At 63.9% G+C, this 18,489-nt stretch carries 21 protein-coding genes, 1 tRNA gene and 1 other RNA gene; 11 read left to right on the top strand and 12 right to left on the bottom strand.

Features of this window, described 5'->3' with window-relative positions:
* Positions 1-490 (bottom strand): NUDIX domain-containing protein (locus KAY22_RS01600; RefSeq protein WP_296619279.1); only part of this gene is annotated, 490 nt, incomplete at its 3' end.
* 408 nt (positions 491-898) lie between these two features.
* Between KAY22_RS01600 and KAY22_RS01595 the strand changes: the two genes are divergently transcribed.
* A protein-coding gene (locus KAY22_RS01595; RefSeq protein ID WP_296619276.1) for an IS630 family transposase occupies positions 899-1,959 on the top strand; the annotation gives its coding sequence in 2 pieces (ribosomal slippage) (positions 899-1,391 and positions 1,391-1,959; 1,062 coding nt in all).
* The gene (locus KAY22_RS01590; RefSeq protein ID WP_296619271.1) at positions 1,941-2,105 is read left to right on the top strand and encodes a helix-turn-helix transcriptional regulator; all 165 of its coding nucleotides are present in this window, start codon (positions 1,941-1,943) and stop codon (positions 2,103-2,105) included. The genes KAY22_RS01595 and KAY22_RS01590 overlap by 19 nt, the downstream gene beginning before the upstream one ends.
* Positions 2,106-2,361: 256 nt before the next feature.
* Here KAY22_RS01590 and KAY22_RS01585 read toward each other — a convergent pair whose 3' ends face one another.
* Positions 2,362-2,955, bottom strand: coding sequence for a hypothetical protein (locus tag KAY22_RS01585; protein ID WP_296619268.1), 594 nt, complete (start codon positions 2,953-2,955; stop codon positions 2,362-2,364).
* A 173-nt stretch (positions 2,956-3,128) separates the two neighbouring features.
* Between KAY22_RS01585 and KAY22_RS01580 the strand changes: the two genes are divergently transcribed.
* The 3 genes from KAY22_RS01580 to KAY22_RS01570 all read left to right on the top strand — a co-directional run bounded on the left by KAY22_RS01580 (position 3,129) and on the right by KAY22_RS01570 (position 4,713).
* Positions 3,129-3,569, top strand: a complete 441-nt coding sequence (locus tag KAY22_RS01580; protein WP_296619267.1) for a helix-turn-helix domain-containing protein — start codon at positions 3,129-3,131, stop codon at positions 3,567-3,569.
* Between the two features lie 3 nt (positions 3,570-3,572).
* The gene (locus KAY22_RS01575; RefSeq protein ID WP_296619288.1) at positions 3,573-4,139 is read left to right on the top strand and encodes a PIN domain-containing protein; all 567 of its coding nucleotides are present in this window, start codon (positions 3,573-3,575) and stop codon (positions 4,137-4,139) included.
* Between the two features lie 361 nt (positions 4,140-4,500).
* On the top strand, positions 4,501-4,713 hold the full coding sequence (locus tag KAY22_RS01570; protein WP_296619265.1) for a hypothetical protein: 213 nt from the start codon (positions 4,501-4,503) through the stop codon (positions 4,711-4,713).
* Between the two features lie 181 nt (positions 4,714-4,894).
* Here the strand turns inward: KAY22_RS01570 and KAY22_RS01565 are convergent.
* Both KAY22_RS01565 and KAY22_RS01560 read right to left on the bottom strand, forming a co-directional pair.
* Positions 4,895-4,971, bottom strand: a tRNA-Asp gene (locus tag KAY22_RS01565).
* A gap of 62 nt (positions 4,972-5,033) precedes the next feature.
* On the bottom strand, positions 5,034-6,269 hold the full coding sequence (locus tag KAY22_RS01560) for an AI-2E family transporter (RefSeq protein ID WP_296619263.1): 1,236 nt from the start codon (positions 6,267-6,269) through the stop codon (positions 5,034-5,036).
* A 394-nt stretch (positions 6,270-6,663) separates the two neighbouring features.
* Between KAY22_RS01560 and KAY22_RS01555 the strand changes: the two genes are divergently transcribed.
* Together KAY22_RS01555 and ybaK are read left to right on the top strand one after the other, a co-directional pair.
* Entirely contained in the window at positions 6,664-7,233 is a 570-nt protein-coding gene (locus tag KAY22_RS01555; RefSeq protein WP_296619261.1) for a cell wall hydrolase, read from the top strand.
* Positions 7,234-7,318: 85 nt separating this feature from the next.
* The gene (ybaK, locus tag KAY22_RS01550; protein ID WP_296619258.1) at positions 7,319-7,792 is read left to right on the top strand and encodes a Cys-tRNA(Pro) deacylase; all 474 of its coding nucleotides are present in this window, start codon (positions 7,319-7,321) and stop codon (positions 7,790-7,792) included.
* A 199-nt stretch (positions 7,793-7,991) separates the two neighbouring features.
* On the opposite strand, the gene KAY22_RS01545 is transcribed toward ybaK, so the two are convergent.
* The 7 genes from KAY22_RS01545 to mscL form a co-directional block, all read right to left on the bottom strand.
* The gene (locus KAY22_RS01545) at positions 7,992-8,321 is read right to left on the bottom strand and encodes a hypothetical protein (RefSeq protein ID WP_296619256.1); all 330 of its coding nucleotides are present in this window, start codon (positions 8,319-8,321) and stop codon (positions 7,992-7,994) included.
* A 13-nt stretch (positions 8,322-8,334) separates the two neighbouring features.
* Positions 8,335-9,732 carry an MBOAT family O-acyltransferase gene (locus tag KAY22_RS01540; protein WP_296619254.1) on the bottom strand — a complete coding sequence of 466 codons (1,398 nt, stop codon included), beginning with the start codon at positions 9,730-9,732 and terminating at the stop codon, positions 8,335-8,337.
* 8 nt (positions 9,733-9,740) lie between these two features.
* Entirely contained in the window at positions 9,741-11,138 is a 1,398-nt protein-coding gene (locus KAY22_RS01535) for a GDSL-type esterase/lipase family protein (RefSeq protein ID WP_296619251.1), read from the bottom strand.
* Entirely contained in the window at positions 11,135-12,382 is a 1,248-nt protein-coding gene (locus KAY22_RS01530) for a GDSL-type esterase/lipase family protein (protein ID WP_296619249.1), read from the bottom strand. The genes KAY22_RS01535 and KAY22_RS01530 overlap by 4 nt, the downstream gene beginning before the upstream one ends.
* 187 nt (positions 12,383-12,569) lie before the next feature.
* Entirely contained in the window at positions 12,570-14,387 is a 1,818-nt protein-coding gene (locus KAY22_RS01525) for a DUF885 family protein (RefSeq protein WP_296619246.1), read from the bottom strand.
* Between the two features lie 160 nt (positions 14,388-14,547).
* Positions 14,548-14,891: a transfer-messenger RNA gene (gene ssrA / locus KAY22_RS01520) on the bottom strand.
* A gap of 38 nt (positions 14,892-14,929) precedes the next feature.
* A complete protein-coding gene (gene mscL, locus KAY22_RS01515) occupies positions 14,930-15,367 on the bottom strand; it encodes a large conductance mechanosensitive channel protein MscL (protein ID WP_296619244.1) in 438 nt (145 codons plus the stop codon).
* A 144-nt stretch (positions 15,368-15,511) separates the two neighbouring features.
* Between mscL and KAY22_RS01510 the strand changes: the two genes are divergently transcribed.
* The 4 genes from KAY22_RS01510 to KAY22_RS01495 all read left to right on the top strand — a co-directional run bounded on the left by KAY22_RS01510 (position 15,512) and on the right by KAY22_RS01495 (position 18,150).
* Complete coding sequence (locus tag KAY22_RS01510) at positions 15,512-16,105, top strand: LemA family protein (protein WP_296619242.1); 594 nt, start codon at positions 15,512-15,514, stop codon at positions 16,103-16,105.
* 100 nt (positions 16,106-16,205) lie between these two features.
* Positions 16,206-16,940, top strand: a complete 735-nt coding sequence (locus KAY22_RS01505; protein WP_296619285.1) for a TPM domain-containing protein — start codon at positions 16,206-16,208, stop codon at positions 16,938-16,940.
* Entirely contained in the window at positions 16,940-17,620 is a 681-nt protein-coding gene (locus KAY22_RS01500) for a hypothetical protein (protein WP_296619238.1), read from the top strand. The genes KAY22_RS01505 and KAY22_RS01500 overlap by 1 nt, the downstream gene beginning before the upstream one ends.
* A 26-nt stretch (positions 17,621-17,646) precedes the next feature.
* The gene (locus KAY22_RS01495) at positions 17,647-18,150 is read left to right on the top strand and encodes an NUDIX hydrolase (RefSeq protein ID WP_296619283.1); all 504 of its coding nucleotides are present in this window, start codon (positions 17,647-17,649) and stop codon (positions 18,148-18,150) included.
* Positions 18,151-18,171: 21 nt separating this feature from the next.
* Here the strand turns inward: KAY22_RS01495 and KAY22_RS01490 are convergent, their stop codons facing one another.
* On the bottom strand, positions 18,172-18,471 hold the full coding sequence (locus tag KAY22_RS01490) for an ETC complex I subunit (protein ID WP_296619235.1): 300 nt from the start codon (positions 18,469-18,471) through the stop codon (positions 18,172-18,174).
* Positions 18,472-18,489: the final 18 nt, after the last annotated feature.

Genomic DNA, 18,489 nt, shown 5'->3' with positions numbered 1-18,489 from the left:
CATCCTCGTCATACCAAAGGTCGACGGCGATCTCGGCCTGTCGCTCGGGGAGGGGGCGGAGGTTCGGCCAATCCTCTTCACATGCCGCTGGCCGATCCGACCACCTCAAGCATGTCACCACCTGTTCGGCAGCGGTAAGGATAGCAAGATCGCGTTGGCGACCGATTTCGTTCGGGCTTTCGCGGATCAAATCAGCGGCGGCTTCGAAGCTCACCCAGCGGAGCGCTGCCGTTTCGGGATCGTGATCGCCCTGACGTCCGACGCGACCGGCGAGGTAGAAGCGAGACGTCGATGTGCCGCCGGCGAATACACCGGGGATGCCAGCGAGGATTTCGGCGTGCCAGCCGGTGTCCTTCAAAACATGGTGAAGTGCCGTTTCGTTGGGGCGCTCAGCGGCGCAAGGCCGTCCCTTGGCGAAGGTCCACGCGTAGCCGCCAAGCTGCCCGGCGGGCTGCCTCAGCAATACCTCCCGCCGCGTGTTGATCAGCACCGCCCCATAGGAGTCAGTAAAAGCGTTTCCGGCGTTAGCTATGGTTCCCTCCCTGGTGAGCGATCGTGGCCATAATCGGCGAAGCACCCTCTCAGCCCCCCGCGCCGAGAAAATCGCCAACCGGGTTTCGCATCTCCCTTTTGGAGGCGTCGAGCAAGCCAAAAATGACACGATTGGTGGACAGATTATCGTGTCGATTTCGCGTCAAATCGGGCAATGGACGCCGTCGATCTGCTCGCGAAGAACGTCAGAAAGCTGCGCCAAGCCAAAGGATTGTCGCAAGAGGCGCTCGCACTCGACAGCGACATGAAGCGCTCTTATACCAAGGCGCGCTGAGGCTGACTCACGCAGGGGATTCCCAAGCTGCTGAAAATCTGATTCGACGTTGCAGGCACATGGAGGCTAGCGATGGCGGCAGCGATTGGGGTTCGATCTGACTATACATCGGCGGATTTGCGTTGGTTTGCGCGACGAAGTGGCGATCCTGATCAGGTCCGACGCCTGTTGGCTCTTGCGCTGATCCTGGACGGCGGGAGCCGCGGCGAAGCGGCGAAGGTTGCCGGGGTGACGCTGCAGATCGTGCGCGACTGGGTTCTGCGGTTCAACGAGGGCGGCCCTGATGGCCTGTTCACGCGCAAGGCGCCGGGGCGGGCCTCCATTCTGAACGACGAACAGCGTGCCCGGCTTGCCGAGATCGTCGAGACCGGCCCGATCCCGGCGGCGCATGGTGTGGTGCGCTGGCGGCTTGCCGATCTGGCCCAGTGGATATGGGACGAGTTCCAACTCTCAATCACACGCCATACCCTCGGGCGTGAGCTTCGGGCGTTGGGTTACCGCAAGCTGTCGGCGCGCCCGCGCCACCATGGCCAGCAGCCCGACGACATTGCCGATTTTAAAAAAGCTTCGCTTCCCGTCTGGCGCAAATCACCCGGCGGCTCCCAAAGGGAACGGCGGTAGAGTTGTGGTGGCAGGACGAGGCACGGGTCGGCCAGCAGACCAAGCTCACCCGGCGCTGGGCGAAGCGCGGCACCCGTCCTTCAGCACCGAAGGATCAGCGCCGGTCCTCGGCCTGGATCTTTGGGGCGATCTGCCCCGCTGAAGGCAAGGCCGCCGGCATTGTCATGCCTCGCTGCAACAGTGAGGCGATGACCATGCATCTTGAGGAAATCGCCTTCCACGTCGCGCCAGGTGCACACGCCGTGTTGCTTCTCGATCAGGCCGGATGGCACGGCTCCACCGAACTGGTCGTTCCGCCCAACATCACCCTGATGCCGCTCCCGCCGAGATGCCCCGAACTCAACCCGGTCGAGAACGTCTGGCAGTTCATGCGCGACAACTGGCTGTCGAACCGGATCTTCAAATCCTACGACGACATCGTCGACCACTGCTGCTTCGCCTGGAACAAGCTTGTCGATCAGCCCTGGCGGATCATGTCGCTCGGATTGCGACAATGGGCCCATGGGTACTGATCAATGCACGTTGGTATTACCTGTCCGATCTGGAGCGCGGCCAGCGTAATCCGAGCGTCCGCGCGCTAGGCCGTTTAGCCAATGCATTGGGCGTCGCGCCCCACAAGCTCCTTGAACCGGCGGAGGCCGCACCGTCCACTGAATAGCATTGGCAATGGGGCCTTCTTTACGCCGTTAAGGGGAGCACCGTTGGGACGACAGCCATGACACTCAAAACCCCCGCGCAAATCGCTGCCATCACGTCCGAGGCGAAGGATCGCGGCAGTTATCGCTCTGAGTGATTTCAACACCGCATGTTGAAAGCCGAGTGATATTCTAAATTGTTCAGGGTGTGGAACACGGCGAACAGAACCCACCTGGTATATACATCCCACTGGCGGTCGTTTCGAAGCGGTGATTTTCTTATGGGGTGCCTCCGGCAATCCCTCGTGCGTGATAGCGAGCGAACGGGTCACCCCACCACTTCCAATCTCTCGGCATCTCCGATTTCAACGATTGACCGTCGCGCGTTTGGTCGAGCACACGATCCTCTTCCGATGTGAGGAGCGCTCGCTTCATATGGTGGCCGAGAAATTTTCGAAGGTCTTCCTTTTCCCAATCCAAGTGATCAACGAAGATCCCCTGATAGATTTTCGCTAACGGAACCGAATGGTCGACGATGAGGCGATCAGCGGGACTTCGAAGATCGTTTTTTCCGTCCTTCATCCCATTCTTGCACACCTTCCGCGCTTTGGCAGCGGCGGCGCCATCCGAAATCCAGTCCAACCGGCGCAGCCTTTCCTTGTGCTCGTGGCCGCACGCACACGGGTTGTTCATCGTCCGCTGGGAATAGTGCGGATGCTTGCCCCCAACGAACGGATAGCCCTTGGAGAACGACCACCACGGATCGAGAAAGTCCCTCAGATTGGCCCCGCGATCATCGTCACGGATGATAATCCACAGATGCTCAAAATAGCTTTCCGCAAGCCTTTCGATTCTCGACTGATCCAGTTGCATCTTACCATCCTGTCGCCGGATTTTCGAAGCTGATACGGGCTCAGTTGCTCTCCCGCCCGATCAAGAGCCGCTGCGCCGGCAAAGGCTATGTTTCGATTCAGCTCGTAGCAACCTCGTTTCGTTTATTGCGTTTAGTGCGTGAATGAATCATACCGCCATGCGGAGGCACAATTATGAGCGAAATCAGGGTTCGGCCCGAAATCATCCCCACGGAGGATGATGCGGAACTGGCCGCCACGGCGAGTCGTGCCCTGGCCGCCGCCAGCCCCAATGGCCTCATCGTTCGACTCGGCGATAGAGAGCTTCAGCTTCCCAAATCGGTGACGCCTTTTCTGGTTCACGTCTTGACGGAAATGGCGCAGGGTAATGCACTTACCCTGATCCCAACCCATGCCGAGCTTACCACTCAAGATGCGGCAGATTTCTTAGGCGTTTCGCGGCCCTTCCTCGTGTCGCTGCTGGAGGCGAAGAGAATTCCCTACCACAAGGTGGGAACGCATCGACGCGTCCGCTTCTATGATCTGGACGCCTTCAAGAAGCAAAACGAGGCGGAGCGCCAACGGACGATGCAGAAGCTCGCCGACGAGGCCCAAGCCCTAGATATGGGCTATTGAAAAATACCGTACACAGTCATCTACGACGCCTGCGTTCTATATCCCGCGCCGCTACGGGATATATTGATCGAGCTGGCCGCGTCGGGGCTCTTCCGGGCGAAATGGACCGAACGCATCCATGACGAATGGATTCGAAACCTCCTCGCGAACAGGGATGACCTTGACGAGGCGAAGCTGCGCACGACAGCCGCGCGGATGGACGCGGCGGTTCTCGACGCTCTTGTCCGAGATTACGACGCATTAATTCCCGCGTTGACGCTCCCCGACCCGGACGACCGCCACATTATGGCGGCTGCCATCAAGATCAACGCGGACGCCATCGTTACCTTCAACAAGAAGGATTTTCCGGATTCCGCCTTGTCGCCATACGGGATCGAGGTCCAGCACCCCGACGACTTCATTCATAATCAATTCGGCCTGGATCAGGCCAAGGTAGTCGCCAGCGCCAACGCCTGCCGCACGCGGTTGAAAAATCCGACCTTCACGGGCGAGGAATATCTCGACACCCTCCTCCGGCAGGGTCTTCCACAATCGGTCGCGGCGTTAAAGCCGTTTTGGAAAATCATCTGAGGGCGGCCAGCGCATTTAATTAAAGCGCTCACTCAGCAGGACCGCGCAGCTTTTTCCGGTTGTCGAGATGTTGTCGAGATGTTGTCGTGGATGTTGTCGTGGATGTTGTCGTGGATGTTGTCGTGGATGTTGTTGACAACATATCGAGGTTGCGACAACCAAAGGTATATCGAGCGCCACACTACTACGAAAAGCACCGGCATTCGGCGCATACATCCTGTCTGCCATCTGGACCGTCGGTAAACCCGCTTTCTTTTTGACGTGTCAAAAATCAACCGGCGCTCGGTAGGCAAAAGAATAATTCGCAGCTTCACATTTGGGCCGCCGGTCCCCACTTGCTGACAAGAAACACGGAGGCGTTATGAAACTATACAAATTCACCGAACAAACCGGCAGCCGAGTAGCCCTCGCCGCCGAGCAGAACCCGGATCTTCCTGCCGGCGCTTGGCGAGCCGCTGGCACCATCGAAATAAATCGGGGGGATGGTCCGCGCATCGGCGCCGGCTCGGATGAAATCATGGACGGCATAGACCGCGAAGGGGTCTTCGTATGGCCGGTGCAGGACGGCGACTGACCGACACTAAACCATCACCGAGGCGCAGAGGAAAACCACTCCATTGTACGAGCCTACCATGCTCGAATTGCAGACGAAAATCCGCCGATAGCGTTTCCAATTCCGGTGCTTACCGCGTGCTTATCCAGCAACCGCGATCGAGCGCCACCTTTTCGAACTTCGATCTAAGTTATTGAAAAGGTGGCGCGAGTGACGGGGCTCGAACCCGCGACCTCCGGCGTGACAGGCCGGCGCTCTAACCAACTGAGCTACACCCGCGAACTGTGTCGGTGGAGGCGGCACCTAGTGGAGGGTCGCAGCCCTGTCAACAGCATCGCGCATCATTTTCCCAACTCTTTTGGAAGAGACGCGTCCTCGTCCTGATGGCCGTTGGTGAAAGTGCCTTCCGCGAACAGGAAACCGGCGATGTCGGGCCAGCCTGCGGCGTCGAGCACCGTCTTCAGGATGATCAGCAGCGGGACCGCGAGCAGCGCGCCCGCGGTACCCCACACCCAGCTCCAGAAACTGAGCGCGACGAGAATCAGCAGCGGGTTGATCGTCAAACGACGTCCCACCAGCATCGGTGTCAGCACATTGGCCTCGACCAGATGGACCGCGACGAACAGCGACGCGGGTACCAGCGCATAGCCGAGGTCGCCAAAGGTCATCAGCCCGCCCACTGCGAGCAGGCCTGCCGCAACGATCGGGCCGAAATAGGGAATGTAGTTGAGAATCGCGACGAGACCGCCCCACATCACCGGGCTGGGCATCTCCGCGAACCACAGCATGACCGAGACGAGTACGCCCATGCCGATGTTCACCGCCGTGATCGTCGCCAGATAGGCCGAGGTGCGGTCGACCATCTCCTGGATCACGCGCGCCGTGGTCATCGCGCTGGAGAAGCTGCCCCGGCTTGTGATCGTCCGCCGACGCATCCGCGTCCAGCTCGACAGGAAGAAATAGACGACGAGGGTGGCGAAGACGAGCTGGACCAGGGCATGCGGCGCCGACGTTGCAACATAGTCGAACAGCGAGTTCGGCTCCTGAACCGTGACCGTCCGGCCCCTCGCCGCCGAATTGCGCAGCAGCGCACCCATGGTCTCGTCGACGAAGCGCTCGAACGAGGAATAAATGTCGATCAGCGGCGACAGATTCCGCCGGATAAGCTGGATGCGCGACGGCAGCCGCGCGAACCATTCGGTTGCGGGCACGATCACCGAGGCGATCGCGGCATTGGCGAGGCCGAGAAACAGGATCACGCACAGCAGCGCCGCCAGCGGCGACGGCAGCCCCCGCCGTTCCAGCCATTCGAGCAACGGCACCATCGCCACCGCGATCACCAGCGCGATCGTCACCGGCAGGAAGAATTCGGATCCCGACCGCAAGGCGAACGGGATGGCGAGGATGATCCCCGCGCCTGCTGTCAGCGCCAGCCAAGCGAGCAGCCGATCACGGCGATAAGCCATCTCCGCCTGGATCGCCATCGAGTCGCGCAAGGCATCGCGCAGCACCTCGACGGGGGCCGTGGCGTCGGCAGCCTGAGCAGGCCTTTCCCGATCCGCCACATCATCCTGCATCGATTCGCTCCACCCGAAAGACCGCCACACGTCCCCCTATCGCGCGTTCCGCAGGACAGCGCCAGAATCGGAGAGCCTCGGAGATCGCTGCTGCGGAATTATTACGCCAAGACAACAGCTTCATGGCAAAGATATGGCTTCTTGCGTTAGCAGGCGCACAAAAACACCATATGTTGGGTTCCACGGGTCGTCTTGGCGGCAAAACGATTCATCGTGCGTTTATTGACTCATTAACCCGCTCAGCCCCATGGCCCCGATCGAAATTGGTCGCGGGGGCTCTGCGGGGGCAGACAGCCGAAACAGCCTCCCTGCCGACAAGACGTGAAAAAGCAGCTCGCCCCATGTTTCGAGTTCGGGGCGGGTCGGCTCTTTTGCGCATTGCATGGAGTAATGAATGCCCGCCAAACTGGCTCAACATCCGCTGATGATCGCCGCGATGATTGTCGCAGCGGCTACTGGCGCTATGGGCTTTGCGGCCATTCCTGCGTCTTCACCGACGCTTGCCTACGAAGTTTCCCCCCAGATTATCGATGACGACGCCGTCATCGACGACGGCATCGACCGGGTGCTGTTCAAGGAAGCCGCCAACAGCGGCAAGATCGATCGCGAGCTCGAATGCATGGCCAAGGTCGTCATGCACGAAGCCGCCAACCAGCCGCGCAGCGGCCAGCTCGCCGTCGCGCAGGTCATCATGAACCGGGTCGGACAGGATCGCTTTGGCGACACCGTCTGCGAGGTCGTGAACCAGCCGGGCCAGTTCTTCCGCACCGCCTCCTACAATCCGCGCCGCGACAGCGAGCGCTGGGCGATGGCGGTCGAGGTTTCGCGCCAGGCGATGGCCGGTCATGGCGACCAGGTCGTCCCCGGTGCCGTCTTCTATCACGCGGCGAGCAGCTCGCCCAACCGCTTCTTCCGCACGCGCGAGCGCCTGTCGATGGTGGGCGATCACATTTTCTATCGGTAAACCGACCGAGATCGGAGAGGATGCGGGGGCCCGGCGGAAACGTCGGGCCCTTTGCTTTGGAACCGCGATCGGGAATAGAGCGCGCATGTCCCGCACCACCCGCGCCACCCAGGCCCTGACCAAGGCCGGCATCGCCCATGAAGTCCACAGCTATAGCTATGATCCTGGTGCCGAGCGCGTAGGGCTGCAGGCGGCCGAGGCATTGGGCGAGAATCCGGCGCGCGTGCTCAAGACCCTGATGATCGTGGTCGACGGCAAGCCCGCCTGCGCCGTCATCCCCTCCAACCGCGAACTGTCGATGAAGCGCACGGCGGCGGCCTTTGGTGGCAAGTCGGCGCAGATGATGAAGCCCGCCGATGCCGAACGGCTGACCGGCTATCATGTCGGCGGGATCAGCCCCTTCGGCCAGCGCAAGGCCGTTCCCACCGCGATAGAGGCGGCCGCAATGGACCATGCGCTGGTCTACGTAAACGGCGGCCAGCGCGGGCTTCAGGTCCGGCTGGCGCCGAAGGACGCTGCGTCGGCGCTCGAGGCGCTCGTCGTGCCGCTGGTGGGGTGACGTCGCTGCTTCGGGACTACTGAAACGAGATTTGGGGCCGCGCCTTCCCCTCCACCACGCTTTGCGTGGTCCCCCTCCCCGTGCCGGGGAGGAACTTTGCCACCTGTTACCCCCGAGTTCCTCCCCGGCACGGGGAGGGGGACCGTCCGCAGGACGGTGGAGGGGAAGCACCGAACTATGAGTGTAAGGCGCCCTGCCCCTATCGCGTCGCCTCCGGCGCCTCGTCTCCGAACCGCGTCGCCTGCGCATCCTTCCAGACCCTGTGCAGCGCATCGCGCGGCGCGGTCAGGCCCAGCTTGTCCATCCTGTCCTTCCACGCGCCAGCCGCTTCGGATGCCTGCAACTGCAACTCGGTCACCGGCTTTTCATCGACCCATGCAGACAAGGTGCCGGCGTTGGCGAACAGCAGGATCAGGGCGGCGACGGCGATGATCGTACCGGTCCAGAGGACCGGGTGATCGCCCTCGATCGGGGTCCCGGGCAGGTCGACCGGGGAGGCCAACTCATGGTCCTTCAACTCGCGCGCCATCGCCTCGTCTCCGTCAGAACTGGTAATAGATGAAGGGGGCGACCCCTTCGTAGCGCATCGCATCGACCAGGATGATCGCCACCGCCACCAGCAGGCCGAGCAGAGGGGCCGGCAGGCGGCGCAGGCGCAGCGCGATCGATTGGGCGAGACCGGGCGGGGTGAAGTGGAAGGCCATGCCGAGCAGGATGAGCGTTGCAAGCAGCGGCGTCGTCATGCCGTTGCTCCAGTCCCCGCGCCCCAGACCGCCGAGGAAGGCGATCGCCCCGTCGAATGTGTCGGCGCGGAAGAAGATCCAGCCGAACGTGACGATGTGAAAGGTCACCACGATCGCAAGCAGCTTGGGCAGGCCGGGCAGGCCCGCCTTGCGCCAGCAGGTCTCGATCACCTGGACGCCGCCATGGAGGCCGCCCCAGATCAGGAAGGTCCACTTCGCGCCGTGCCAGAAGCCGCCCAGCAGCATCGTCAGCATGATGTTGCGGCACTGCATGGCGAGCCCGCCCTTGTTGCCGCCGAGGCCAATGTACAGATAGTCGCGCAGCCAACTCGACAGGCTGATATGCCAGCGACGCCAGAAATCCTGGAGCGAGCTGGCGCGATAGGGCTGATTGAAGTTGCGCGGGAAGCGATAGCCGAACAGCGCGGCGATGCCGATCGCCATGTCGCTATAGGCGGAAAAATCGCAATAGATCTGCACCGCATAGCCATAAGCGGCGAGCAGCAGGTCGAGGCTCGAATGGGCCGAGGGGTCGAAGAACACCGGATCGACCAGATTGACCGACAGTTCGGAGGCGACGACCGCCTTCTTGAACAGACCCCATACGATCAGCAGCATCGCCATCGCGACCATGTCGCGGTTGAGTCGGGGGGTCTTTTCGAACTGTGGCAGCAGATCCGCGCCGCGCACGATCGGCCCCGCAACCAGATGCGGGAAGAAGGACATCAGCAGCGTAATGTCGAGCAACGATGCCGCGCGCAGGCGCCCGCGATAGACGTCGATCAGATAGGACATGCCCTGGAAGGTGAAGAAGGACACGCCCACCGGCAGCACGATCTGCAGCAGCGGCAGATCGCGCGCCATGCCCCAGCCCGCCAGCAGCACGCCGAGTTGTTCGAGGAAGAAGTCATAATATTTGAAGAAGCCGAGAATGCCGAGATTGGCGATCACGCCGATCGTCACCAGCGTCTTCTGCGTGCCTCTGGTTTGCGCCGCATAGATCAGCCGCGCCCCGCCCCAGTTGATGATGGCCGAGGCGATCAGCAGGGCCACGAAGCGCCAGTCCCAGGCACCGTAGAACACCCAGCTGGCCAGCAGCAGCAGCAGTTTGCGCCATTCATTGCTGCGCGACACCGCCCACACCAGGACGAAGACGAGCAGGAAGAACAGACCGAAGTCGAGGGTCGGAAACAGCATCTAGGCGATCACCAGCGCGAGGCGGCGCCGGCCGCGAGATCGAGGTCCGTCTGAAGCCGGTTGGCTATGTCCTGCCCGCCCGCGCTGTTGAAATGGACATAATCGCCGCGCATCCGGGTCGGCTGGAGCTTGACCCAGCTGACCGCCGTGCAGCGGCCGCCCATGCGCGCTTCCCAATCCCAGAAGGCGAGGCGCAGCTGCTGCGCAACCTTGCGCTGAACCTCGCGCACCGCCTTCAGGCCGGCTGGCGGGAAGAGCGGCTTGGCGGTGATCGCCCAGCCGGTGCGAGGCGCCTCGGCTGCGGCCGGCACAGGGCGCGGCTGCGACGGAGCGCTACGCTGCCCCAGGGCGTCGAGCACGTCGCTGATGTCGTCGCTGTCCGAGGGTTGCTCGGGCGGGGGCGTGACGGGGCCGGCGGGAGGCAGGGTGACCGGCTCGATGCAGGGGACGGGGGTTGCCGTCGGTGCGTTGCTCAGCAACTCCGTCCGCCTGGTCAAGGCGTCGGGCGCCCCCAGAAGCAGGATCGGCACGCGGCCCGCGAGACGGCGGATGCGGCCGATCTGCGTACGCAGGGTGATCTCATATTCCTGCGGATTGACGCGCGGGGCGAAGCCCTCATTGGTACCGAAGGCGATAACGATCAGATCGGGCTTGTAGCTGCGCAGTTCCTCCGCGACGACCGAATCGTCGTTGCGGCTGAAATGGACGAGCTGCGAACCGACCACGCCGACATTGGAAAGCGCCACGCCGCCCCGATCGCGGAAGGTCGCCCAGCTGGTGATCGTCACCGGGCCGCCCTCGGTCACGACCGACACAGCGCCCTGCGCCTGATCGAACTCCATCTCGCGACATTCGGGCCGGGCGATCAGCGCACCCAATTCGAACCGCTCGGACTGCCCCGCGACGTTGATGACGAGCGCCCCTGCCCCCGGCTCAGCGATCGCGCAGATAACGAAGCGGTCGAACATCTGGTTCGCCGAGGCAGTCAGCCCGATACGCGCGCCTGAGGCATTGGAAGTGATACTGAACCCTGACAAACCAAGCGCCCCGCGCGGATCACGGGCGCCAGGGCCGAAGATCGAGGAGATCGTCCAGCCCGGCGACATCTCGACACTCACCCCGCGCGGGTTATAGCCCTGAAAGGGCTTGCCCGGTGGCATCACGCCACGACCGGCGCTGCCATAGCGCGCCTGCAGCGCATCGCGCCAGGCGCCGGTGATCGCATCGCCGGCGGTGTGGCTATCCCCAATCTGGAGAATATGAACCGGCTTGCCTCCGCCGCGCGCGCCTGCGAGCTTGTCGAAATAGGGCCGCAGCGCCGAATAGCCGCACAGTCCGCCCGCGCAGTCGGCGGTGACCGAGGGTGTTGCAGCAGTGGCAGCGGCCATAGCCAGGAGGCCGATCATTGGCGGCTCCTGCTCTGTTCCTCGAGCGCGGCACCAATATCGGCAGGCAGCAGATCGGTCGGAGCGCCCTTGGCCGGTGGATTGGCAACCGGAGTCTTTGGCTTGTCGGCCTTCTGCTCGCTCTTGCCCTCTGGCTTGGGACGCGCCTCGCCATCTGCTTTCGGCTCGGCTGCAGGCGCACCGGTTCTTGCGGGTGTCGCCGGCTCGTCTGCAAGCGGATCGTCGAGACGGGGTGGCCTCGGCGCGGCCTTCGCGGGCGGCGGAGCGAGCGCTTCCGGCGGAGGCGCCACCACCGGGGGCGGCGGTGCGGTGCCGCCAGCACGCGCACGCGCCTGATCGACATAGCTGCGGATGCGGCCGGCAAGGCCTTTGGTGATACGCACATAGCCAGCATAGGACATATGGATGCCGTCGTTGGCACGCATCAGCACGGGTTTCCCGGTAGCGGGATCCGGCAGATAGGCCGAATAGCGGCCGCCGGAATCGACACTGTAGGGAGCGGTCTCGATGAACGGAACGCCCAGACGGCCCATCAGATCGCGATAAAAGGCGTTCATCCGAACGACGTCGGCGTCATAGGCCGCCTCGCGCATCTTGGGGAGGCCGACCCAGTAGACGATCGCCCCCTGCTCACGCAGCATGGCGACATAGGATGTGACGCGGCGCGCGATGGCGGCCTGCCATTTCGGGGTCAGCAGCGCGTAGACATGGCCACCATCGGCGACGCCCATCATGTCGTTGGCGCCGAAGGAGATCACCGCGACGTCGACCGGCGCCTGCGCGAGCCGAGCGCGATCGTGGGTTTCGAGGTTCAGCGTCCTGTAGCGGGTGAAGCCGGTCGCCTGCTGGCTGAACTTGACGACCTGATAGCCGGACTTGCGGCTCAGCTGGTTGTAGAGCGCGGTCCAGATGCCGTCACCGAAACTGTCGCCGAACACGCCGACACGCACGGGACGGCCCGCCGCAATCGCGTTGACGATACCCGGCTGGATCGCCCGGGTCTCGGCCGTGACCGGCTGTTCGGGAAGCGGCGTTCCGGTGGCGCGCTTGGCCGGCACCGGACCTTCGTCACCGACGGGCGGCGGAGGCGCCACATCGGCATCGGCCGCAGCGATTTCGGTGGGCGCGACATAGCTTGCCTCGGGCGCGTCCTTGACACCGAAGGCATAGCCGATCGCCGCCCCCGCCGCCACGCCCAGAAACAAAACCGCCGTCCGATCGAGCAGAATTACCGCTGCCTTCATCGTGCCACCCGCACTTACTCCCAAACTACCTCGACGCGGCTGGACTGGTCAGCGGAACGCGATACCGATCGTCCTTAATATGCGGCGCGGCGCACTGTCGAGCGCGATCGGGCGGCCGGACGCGGGCAGATCACGGCTGGGCGGTTCGGAGGCCGGAAAAGCCTCCGAACCGCTGCCACAGGCTCGATCAGACGCGGGCGCGCTGCTCGACCACGCTTTCCAGGATGGTCAGCGGCAGGGCGCCTTCGAGCAACACCTGGTGGAACTGGCGCAGATCGAACTTCGCGCCCTGGATCGCCTTCGCCTTTTCGCGCGCGCGCACCCAGCTCATATGGCCGACCTTGTAGCTGCACGCCTGGCCGGGCCAGACGCAGTAGCGGTCGATCTCGCGCTGGGTCCGCGGGCGGGCGAAGCCGCTTGCCTCGACCATATAGTCGGTCGCCTTTTCGCGGCTCCACCGCTTGTAGTGGATACCGGTGTCGGTCGCGAGGCGCACGGCCCGGAACAGAAAGCTCTGGAGGAAGCCGACGCGGCCGAGCGGATCGTCGGCATAGACGCCCATCTCGTCCGCCAGCTGCTCGGCGTAAAGTGCCCAGCCTTCGACATAGGCGCCGAAGGGGGCATCCTTGCGCAGCATCGGCAGGTCCTTGGCCTCCTGTGCCAGGCTCAACTGCAGGTGATGACCCGGCGTGCCTTCATGATAGGTCAGGCTCGGCAGCGTGTAACGCGGCCAGTCGCCGGTATCCTTGAGGTTGATGTAATAGATGGCCCCGCGCGAGCCATCGAGCGCGGCCGAGTTGTAATAGCCGTTGGGCGCGCCGTCCTGGATGAAAGGCGGAACCCGCTTCACCTCCAGCGCAGCCTTGGGCAGGGTAGCGAAGGCCTCAGGCAGACGCGCGTTAATGCCCTTCACGACACCGTTAATATAGTCGATCAGCTTGGCACGGCCCGCATCGTCATTGTCGAACAGCTGGCGCGGATCCTTGTTCAGCGCGGTCAGCCGCTCGCCGACGCTGCCCTGGCCCATCCCCTGCCCCTTGAGGATGGTGTCGATCTCGGCGCTGATCTGGGCGACCTGTTCGAGGCCCATGCGGTGGACCTCCTCGGGGCTCAGCGTCGTCGTCGTCGCATTGGCGAGCGCGTCGGCATAGAATTGGTCGCCATTGGGCAGGCGCCAGCAGCCGGCATCGTGAACTGCCGCCTTGCGCAGGCCGGCGACCAGCGCGATCTGCCGGTCTAGCGCAGGGAATATCTCCGCGGTGACGATCTTCTCGGCCATCGCCTGCCAATCGCCGGGGATGGCCTTTTCCTTGGTCCGCCGGGCAATAGACTCCACGAGTACCGTGTTGGCAGCCGGCTGGTCGCGCAGCGCCTTCAACTGGCCGAGCGCGAGATCAAGGCAGAAGTCGGGCGCGAAGGCGCCGTAGCGGACGTCTTCCTGCTGGAAGCGGGTGCTTTCGTCGAGCACCCGGGCAAAGGCGCGAAGCCGCTGGATATAGGCATCGGCATCGCCCTTGCTCTCGATCACATGCTGGGAATCGAGGAAATCGGGCACCGAGGCATAAGGGCCGCTCAGTTGGCTGATCGCGTAAGGAACATAATAGCCGACCGTGTACCCATAGGGATAGCGCGACGCGCCATCGACGCGCTTTTCGAGCATATAGGCGACGACGTCATGGTTGAGCTGGCCGCTCGGCGACAGCTGTGCGCGGTCGATCGCCTTGAGCGCGGCGAGCGAGGCCTTGTCGGCTGCCAGCATACGCGCCTGGCTTTCCTTGGTGTAGCTGTCGAGCTGCGACCGCGCGGCCGCACGCTTGCCCTTGTCGAGGCCCAGGCTGGTCGCCGTTTCGGGGCTCTCGTCGATGTCGCGTTCGAAGATGCCGTCGACGAGGGTGAGGAGCGCCTTGTCTGCGGTGCCGCCGGTCGCGGCGGCCTCGGCCAGGCGCGGCAACATGCCCGCGAACAGAGCCAGGCCCGACGAGCCGATGAATTGACGTCTATCCATGAAAAATCTCTCCCAGAGCGGGTTATGGGCCGGACACTAAGGTCGGCCGCGCACGACGCAAGACTGTATGAGTCGACAAATACAGTCGGCCCCGCTGTCTGCGACGAAAGGAGAGAGAGAAAGGTCGGGGGGTTCTGTTGCCCGGCCCCCCCGGGGCCGCTGGATTCCGCTTCTGTTGCCCGGTGCGGACCGAACCGCGCTAATGCGTCGTAACCTTATCCGTTAGGATTCAGTTACGCGGCAATCGCGAGCGCCTCGTTATCGTTGGCACTTGTCATTTTGAACGGTTTTACGGCGCATTCAGGCCGGGCAAAAACATCGTCTTTGAACACACGTCGATCCTAGTTCGGCCCCGTCATGAAACTCGCCGAAGCGGGTTTCGTGGTGGAGCCGCCGGGTACCGCCCCCGGGTCCGCTGCATCTATTCCACGACATCATTTATCACCATAGCCGGGCGAACCCGGCAGGGACGATATAGGAGAGCGAGCAGCGGATTTGAAGGGCAAAGCGCGCCGACGGCAAAAAGCGTCGGCGCGACGGGCTCAATCCTTCTTCTTCAGCTCGGCGAGGATTTCGCGCAGCAGGACGACGTCCTCCGGCGTCGCGGCCGGTGCCTCGGGCTTCTTTTCCTCGACCTTCTCGAGCTTGCGGACCTGGCGGACGAGCAGGAACATGACGAAGGCGACGATCAGGAAATTGACCGCCACCGTGGCGAACTGACCGAAGCCGATCAGCGGAACGCCCGCGCTCTTGAGGTCGGCATAGCTGGTCACCGAGCCCTTGAAGTCGGCCGGGATCGCGCCGAGCCGCACGAAATGGCTGGAGAAATCGAGCCCGCCGGTAAGGAAGCCGATGACGGGCATGATGAGGTCGTCTGTCAACGACGACACGATCTTGCCGAAGGCGGCGCCGATAATGACGGCAACGGCCAGATCGACCACATTGCCCCGGTTGATGAAGGCCTTGAATTCACTGAGCATCGCTCGCGTCCCCTTTGGCTAGCCGATGAAATTGGTGCGATCCGATCATCGCGCCTGCGCCATAAAGGTCAAGCCGGCCATTGACCTTTGGCGGGACAGGCCTACCTGTCGCAATAATACAGTCCGTTCTACAGGGATTCCCGCATGAGCCTCGATCGCCGCTTCTCCGCTGCCCTGCTCGCCCCCGTCGCCGCCATCGCGGTTTCAGGCTGCGGCATTAACAGCGTGCCCACGGCGCAGGAAGAAGCGAAGGCGAAGTGGGCCGACGTGCAGACGCAATATCAGCGCCGCTCCGACCTGATCCCGAACCTCGTCGCGACGGTGAAGGGCTATGCGGCGCAGGAGAAGACCGTGCTGACCGACGTCACCAATGCACGCGCACGGGCGACCGGCATCCAGCTGTCGGGCGCCGACCTGCAGGACCCGGCCAAGGTCAAGGCCTTCGCCGACGCGCAGAACCAGCTGAGCGGGTCGCTTGGCCGGCTTCTGGCGGTGTCGGAAAACTATCCCGATCTGAAGTCGAGCGACCAGTTCCTGGCGCTGCAGAGCCAGATCGAGGGCACCGAAAACCGCATCGCGGTTGCGCGCCGCGACTATAATGAGTCGGTGCGCGCCTATAACACGCTGATCCGCACCTTCCCGACCGCGATCGGCGCCAAGGTGTTCCATGGTGCGCAGCCGATGCAGCCGTTCGAGGCCAGCGCCGGCGCCGACAAGGCCCCCACGGTCCAGTTCTGAGGCGGCGGTGACGGCGCTCGCCGCCCCGCCCGCCCGCCGATGGAAGGTCGTAGCCGCGCTCGTCGCGCTGTTGCTCGCGCTGGTCGCGGCATGGCCGGCTATGGCGCAGACCTTCCCGCCGCTGACCGGGCGGGTCGTCGACCAGGCGCAACTGCTGTCGCCCGAACAGGCGACCGCGCTGGAGGCCAAGCTCGCCCAGCTGGAACAACAGAGCGGGCACCAGATGGTGGTCGCAACGGTCGCCAGCCTCGAGGATTATCCGATCGAGGATTATGGCTATCGCCTCGGCCGGGCCTGGGGGATCGGCGACAAGAAAGCCAATGACGGCCTGCTGCTGCTGGTCGCCCCCAATGAACGCAAGGTGCGGATCGAGGTCGGCTATGGCCTCGAAGGAATCGTCACCGACGCGCTGTCGAGCGTGGTCATCTCGCGCCAGATCCTTCCCCGCTTCCGCGACGGCGACATGGCCGGCGGCATCATGGCCGGTGCGGATGCGCTGATCCCGCTGCTGCAATTGCCCCCCGACCAGGCCGAAGCCCGCGCGCAGAAGATGGTCGCCGGGGGACAGAAGGGCAAAAGCGGCGGCATCCCGATCGCTTTGATCTTCTGGGTCATCGTCATCCTGTTCATAGCCGGATCGAGCATCGCCAGCCGCTTTTCGGGCGGCCGGCGCTATGGCCGGGGTGGCAGCGGCCCTATCGTCATCTGGGGCCCCGGCTGGGGCGGCAATGACGATCATTGGGGCGGTGGCGGCGGCTGGGGTGGCGGCGGCGGCGGCGGCTTTTCGGGCGGCGGCGGGTCGTTCGGTGGCGGCGGTTCGTCGGGGAGCTGGTGATGGCGGAGATCAGGACCATCAGCGCCGAAGATATCGACCGCGTCACCCAGGCGGTGACGGCAGCCGAGGCGCGGACCGACGGCGAGATCGCGACGATCGTCAGCGAGCGGTCGGACAGCTATAATGACGTGCCGCTGATCTGGGCGGCGCTCGTCGCACTGCTCGCGCTGTCGGTCTATGCGGCGCTGCCAGATCTCTATATCGGCCTGCTCGACCGGCTGACCGGCGGCTGGCACGTCTGGACGATGCGCGAGTGGCTGACGACCCTGGTCTTCGCCACCGCGATCAAGTTTCTCGCGACCCGCTATATCGTCGCCTGGTGGCCGCTGCGCATGGCGCTGACCCCTGCGGCGACCAAGACGCGCCGGGTGCGTGCGCGCGCCGTCGCGCTGTTCAAGGCGTCGACCGAGCGCAGGACGCGCAGCCGCACCGGTGTACTGATCTACCTGTCGCTCAAGGAGCACCGCGCCGAGATCGTCGCCGATGAGGCGATCGTGGCCAAGGTCTCGCCCGATGCCTGGGGCGCTGCGATGGCCGTGCTGGTCGATCATCTGAAGGACGGTCGCCCCGGCGAGGGCATGGCCGCCGCCGTCACCGCGATCGGCGACGTGCTGGAGCAGCATTTCCCGCGCAGCGGCAACGACCCCGACGAAATTCCCAACCGGATGATCTGCCTGTGAACGACGACGTGAAGCCGGTCGAGACGATGTGGCAGGGCAAGTACATCACCGTCCGCCGCGAGGGGACGTGGGAATATGTCAGCCGCACGCGCGGCGTCCGCGCCGCTGTGATCCTGGCGATCGATGAAGGCCACGTCCTCCTCGTCGAACAATATCGGGTGCCGTTGAAGCGCAACTGCATCGAGCTGCCTGCCGGGCTGATCGGCGATACCGACGAGGGTGAGCCGGACGAAGAGGCCGCCGCGCGCGAGTTAGAGGAAGAGACCGGCTACCGCGCGGCGCGGATCGAGACGATCGGCGAATTTTCCTCGTCGCCCGGCATGGTCACCGAGACCTTCTCACTCGTTCGTGCCACCGGGCTCGAGCGCGTCCATGAGGGTGGCGGGGTCGAGGGCGAGAACATCACCGTGCACCGCGTGCCGCTGGCCGAAGTGCCCGCCTTCATTGCCGAACAGCGCCGGCTGGGCAAGATGATCGACGTCCGGCTGCTGTTACTGCTGGCCGGCGACATATTGGGCGACGCGGCCTGAAGGCAGGCGCCACCCGTACCGTCAGATGTTGATCGGACCCACGACGAAATTGTCGGCATAGGCCTGGAGCTTCAGCTTGCGCTCGGGCCCCGCGACGACATGGGCGGTCAGCCCTTCGCGCTCGGCATAGGCCTTGGCCGCTTCGAGCGTCGGGAAGGTCAGGCGGATCTGGCCGCGCGTGTCGCCCGAGCCGGCCCAGCCGGTCAGCGGATCGGCGCGCTTCGCTTCGGTGGGCTCATGCTCCAGCACCCAGCTGCCCGTGCGGGCGCGGCCCGACTGCATCGCATTCTTGATCTGCTGATAGATACGCGCGTGCGCCATATGATCGTCCCGAAGGAT

Source organism: Rhizorhabdus sp. (assembly GCF_018006725.1).
Lineage (GTDB): Bacteria > Pseudomonadota > Alphaproteobacteria > Sphingomonadales > Sphingomonadaceae > Rhizorhabdus.
Note: the sequence above shows the minus strand (reverse complement) of the source record. Positions and strands in the feature narration are given on the sequence as shown.

Excerpts from the sequence above, each read along its gene's own strand:
- mscL (WP_296619244.1), bottom strand. The coding sequence starts at position 15,367 with ATGCTCAGTGAATTCAAGGCCTTCATCAACCGGGGCAATGTGGTCGAT.
- KAY22_RS01500 (WP_296619238.1), top strand. The coding sequence starts at position 16,940 with ATGGCGGAGATCAGGACCATCAGCGCCGAAGATATCGACCGCGTCACC.
- ybaK (WP_296619258.1), top strand. The coding sequence starts at position 7,319 with ATGTCCCGCACCACCCGCGCCACCCAGGCCCTGACCAAGGCCGGCATC.
- KAY22_RS01530 (WP_296619249.1), bottom strand. The coding sequence starts at position 12,382 with ATGAAGGCAGCGGTAATTCTGCTCGATCGGACGGCGGTTTTGTTTCTG.
- KAY22_RS01525 (WP_296619246.1), bottom strand. The coding sequence starts at position 14,387 with ATGGATAGACGTCAATTCATCGGCTCGTCGGGCCTGGCTCTGTTCGCG.
- KAY22_RS01545 (WP_296619256.1), bottom strand. The coding sequence starts at position 8,321 with ATGGCGCGCGAGTTGAAGGACCATGAGTTGGCCTCCCCGGTCGACCTG.
- KAY22_RS01555 (WP_296619261.1), top strand. The coding sequence starts at position 6,664 with ATGCCCGCCAAACTGGCTCAACATCCGCTGATGATCGCCGCGATGATT.
- KAY22_RS01590 (WP_296619271.1), top strand. The coding sequence starts at position 1,941 with ATGGGCCCATGGGTACTGATCAATGCACGTTGGTATTACCTGTCCGAT.
- KAY22_RS01490 (WP_296619235.1), bottom strand. The coding sequence starts at position 18,471 with ATGGCGCACGCGCGTATCTATCAGCAGATCAAGAATGCGATGCAGTCG.
- KAY22_RS01495 (WP_296619283.1), top strand. The coding sequence starts at position 17,647 with ATGTGGCAGGGCAAGTACATCACCGTCCGCCGCGAGGGGACGTGGGAA.
- KAY22_RS01540 (WP_296619254.1), bottom strand. The coding sequence starts at position 9,732 with ATGCTGTTTCCGACCCTCGACTTCGGTCTGTTCTTCCTGCTCGTCTTC.
- KAY22_RS01560 (WP_296619263.1), bottom strand. The coding sequence starts at position 6,269 with ATGCAGGATGATGTGGCGGATCGGGAAAGGCCTGCTCAGGCTGCCGAC.
- KAY22_RS01535 (WP_296619251.1), bottom strand. The coding sequence starts at position 11,138 with ATGATCGGCCTCCTGGCTATGGCCGCTGCCACTGCTGCAACACCCTCG.
- KAY22_RS01570 (WP_296619265.1), top strand. The coding sequence starts at position 4,501 with ATGAAACTATACAAATTCACCGAACAAACCGGCAGCCGAGTAGCCCTC.
- KAY22_RS01505 (WP_296619285.1), top strand. The coding sequence starts at position 16,206 with ATGGCGCAGACCTTCCCGCCGCTGACCGGGCGGGTCGTCGACCAGGCG.
- KAY22_RS01580 (WP_296619267.1), top strand. The coding sequence starts at position 3,129 with ATGAGCGAAATCAGGGTTCGGCCCGAAATCATCCCCACGGAGGATGAT.
- KAY22_RS01585 (WP_296619268.1), bottom strand. The coding sequence starts at position 2,955 with ATGCAACTGGATCAGTCGAGAATCGAAAGGCTTGCGGAAAGCTATTTT.
- KAY22_RS01510 (WP_296619242.1), top strand. The coding sequence starts at position 15,512 with ATGAGCCTCGATCGCCGCTTCTCCGCTGCCCTGCTCGCCCCCGTCGCC.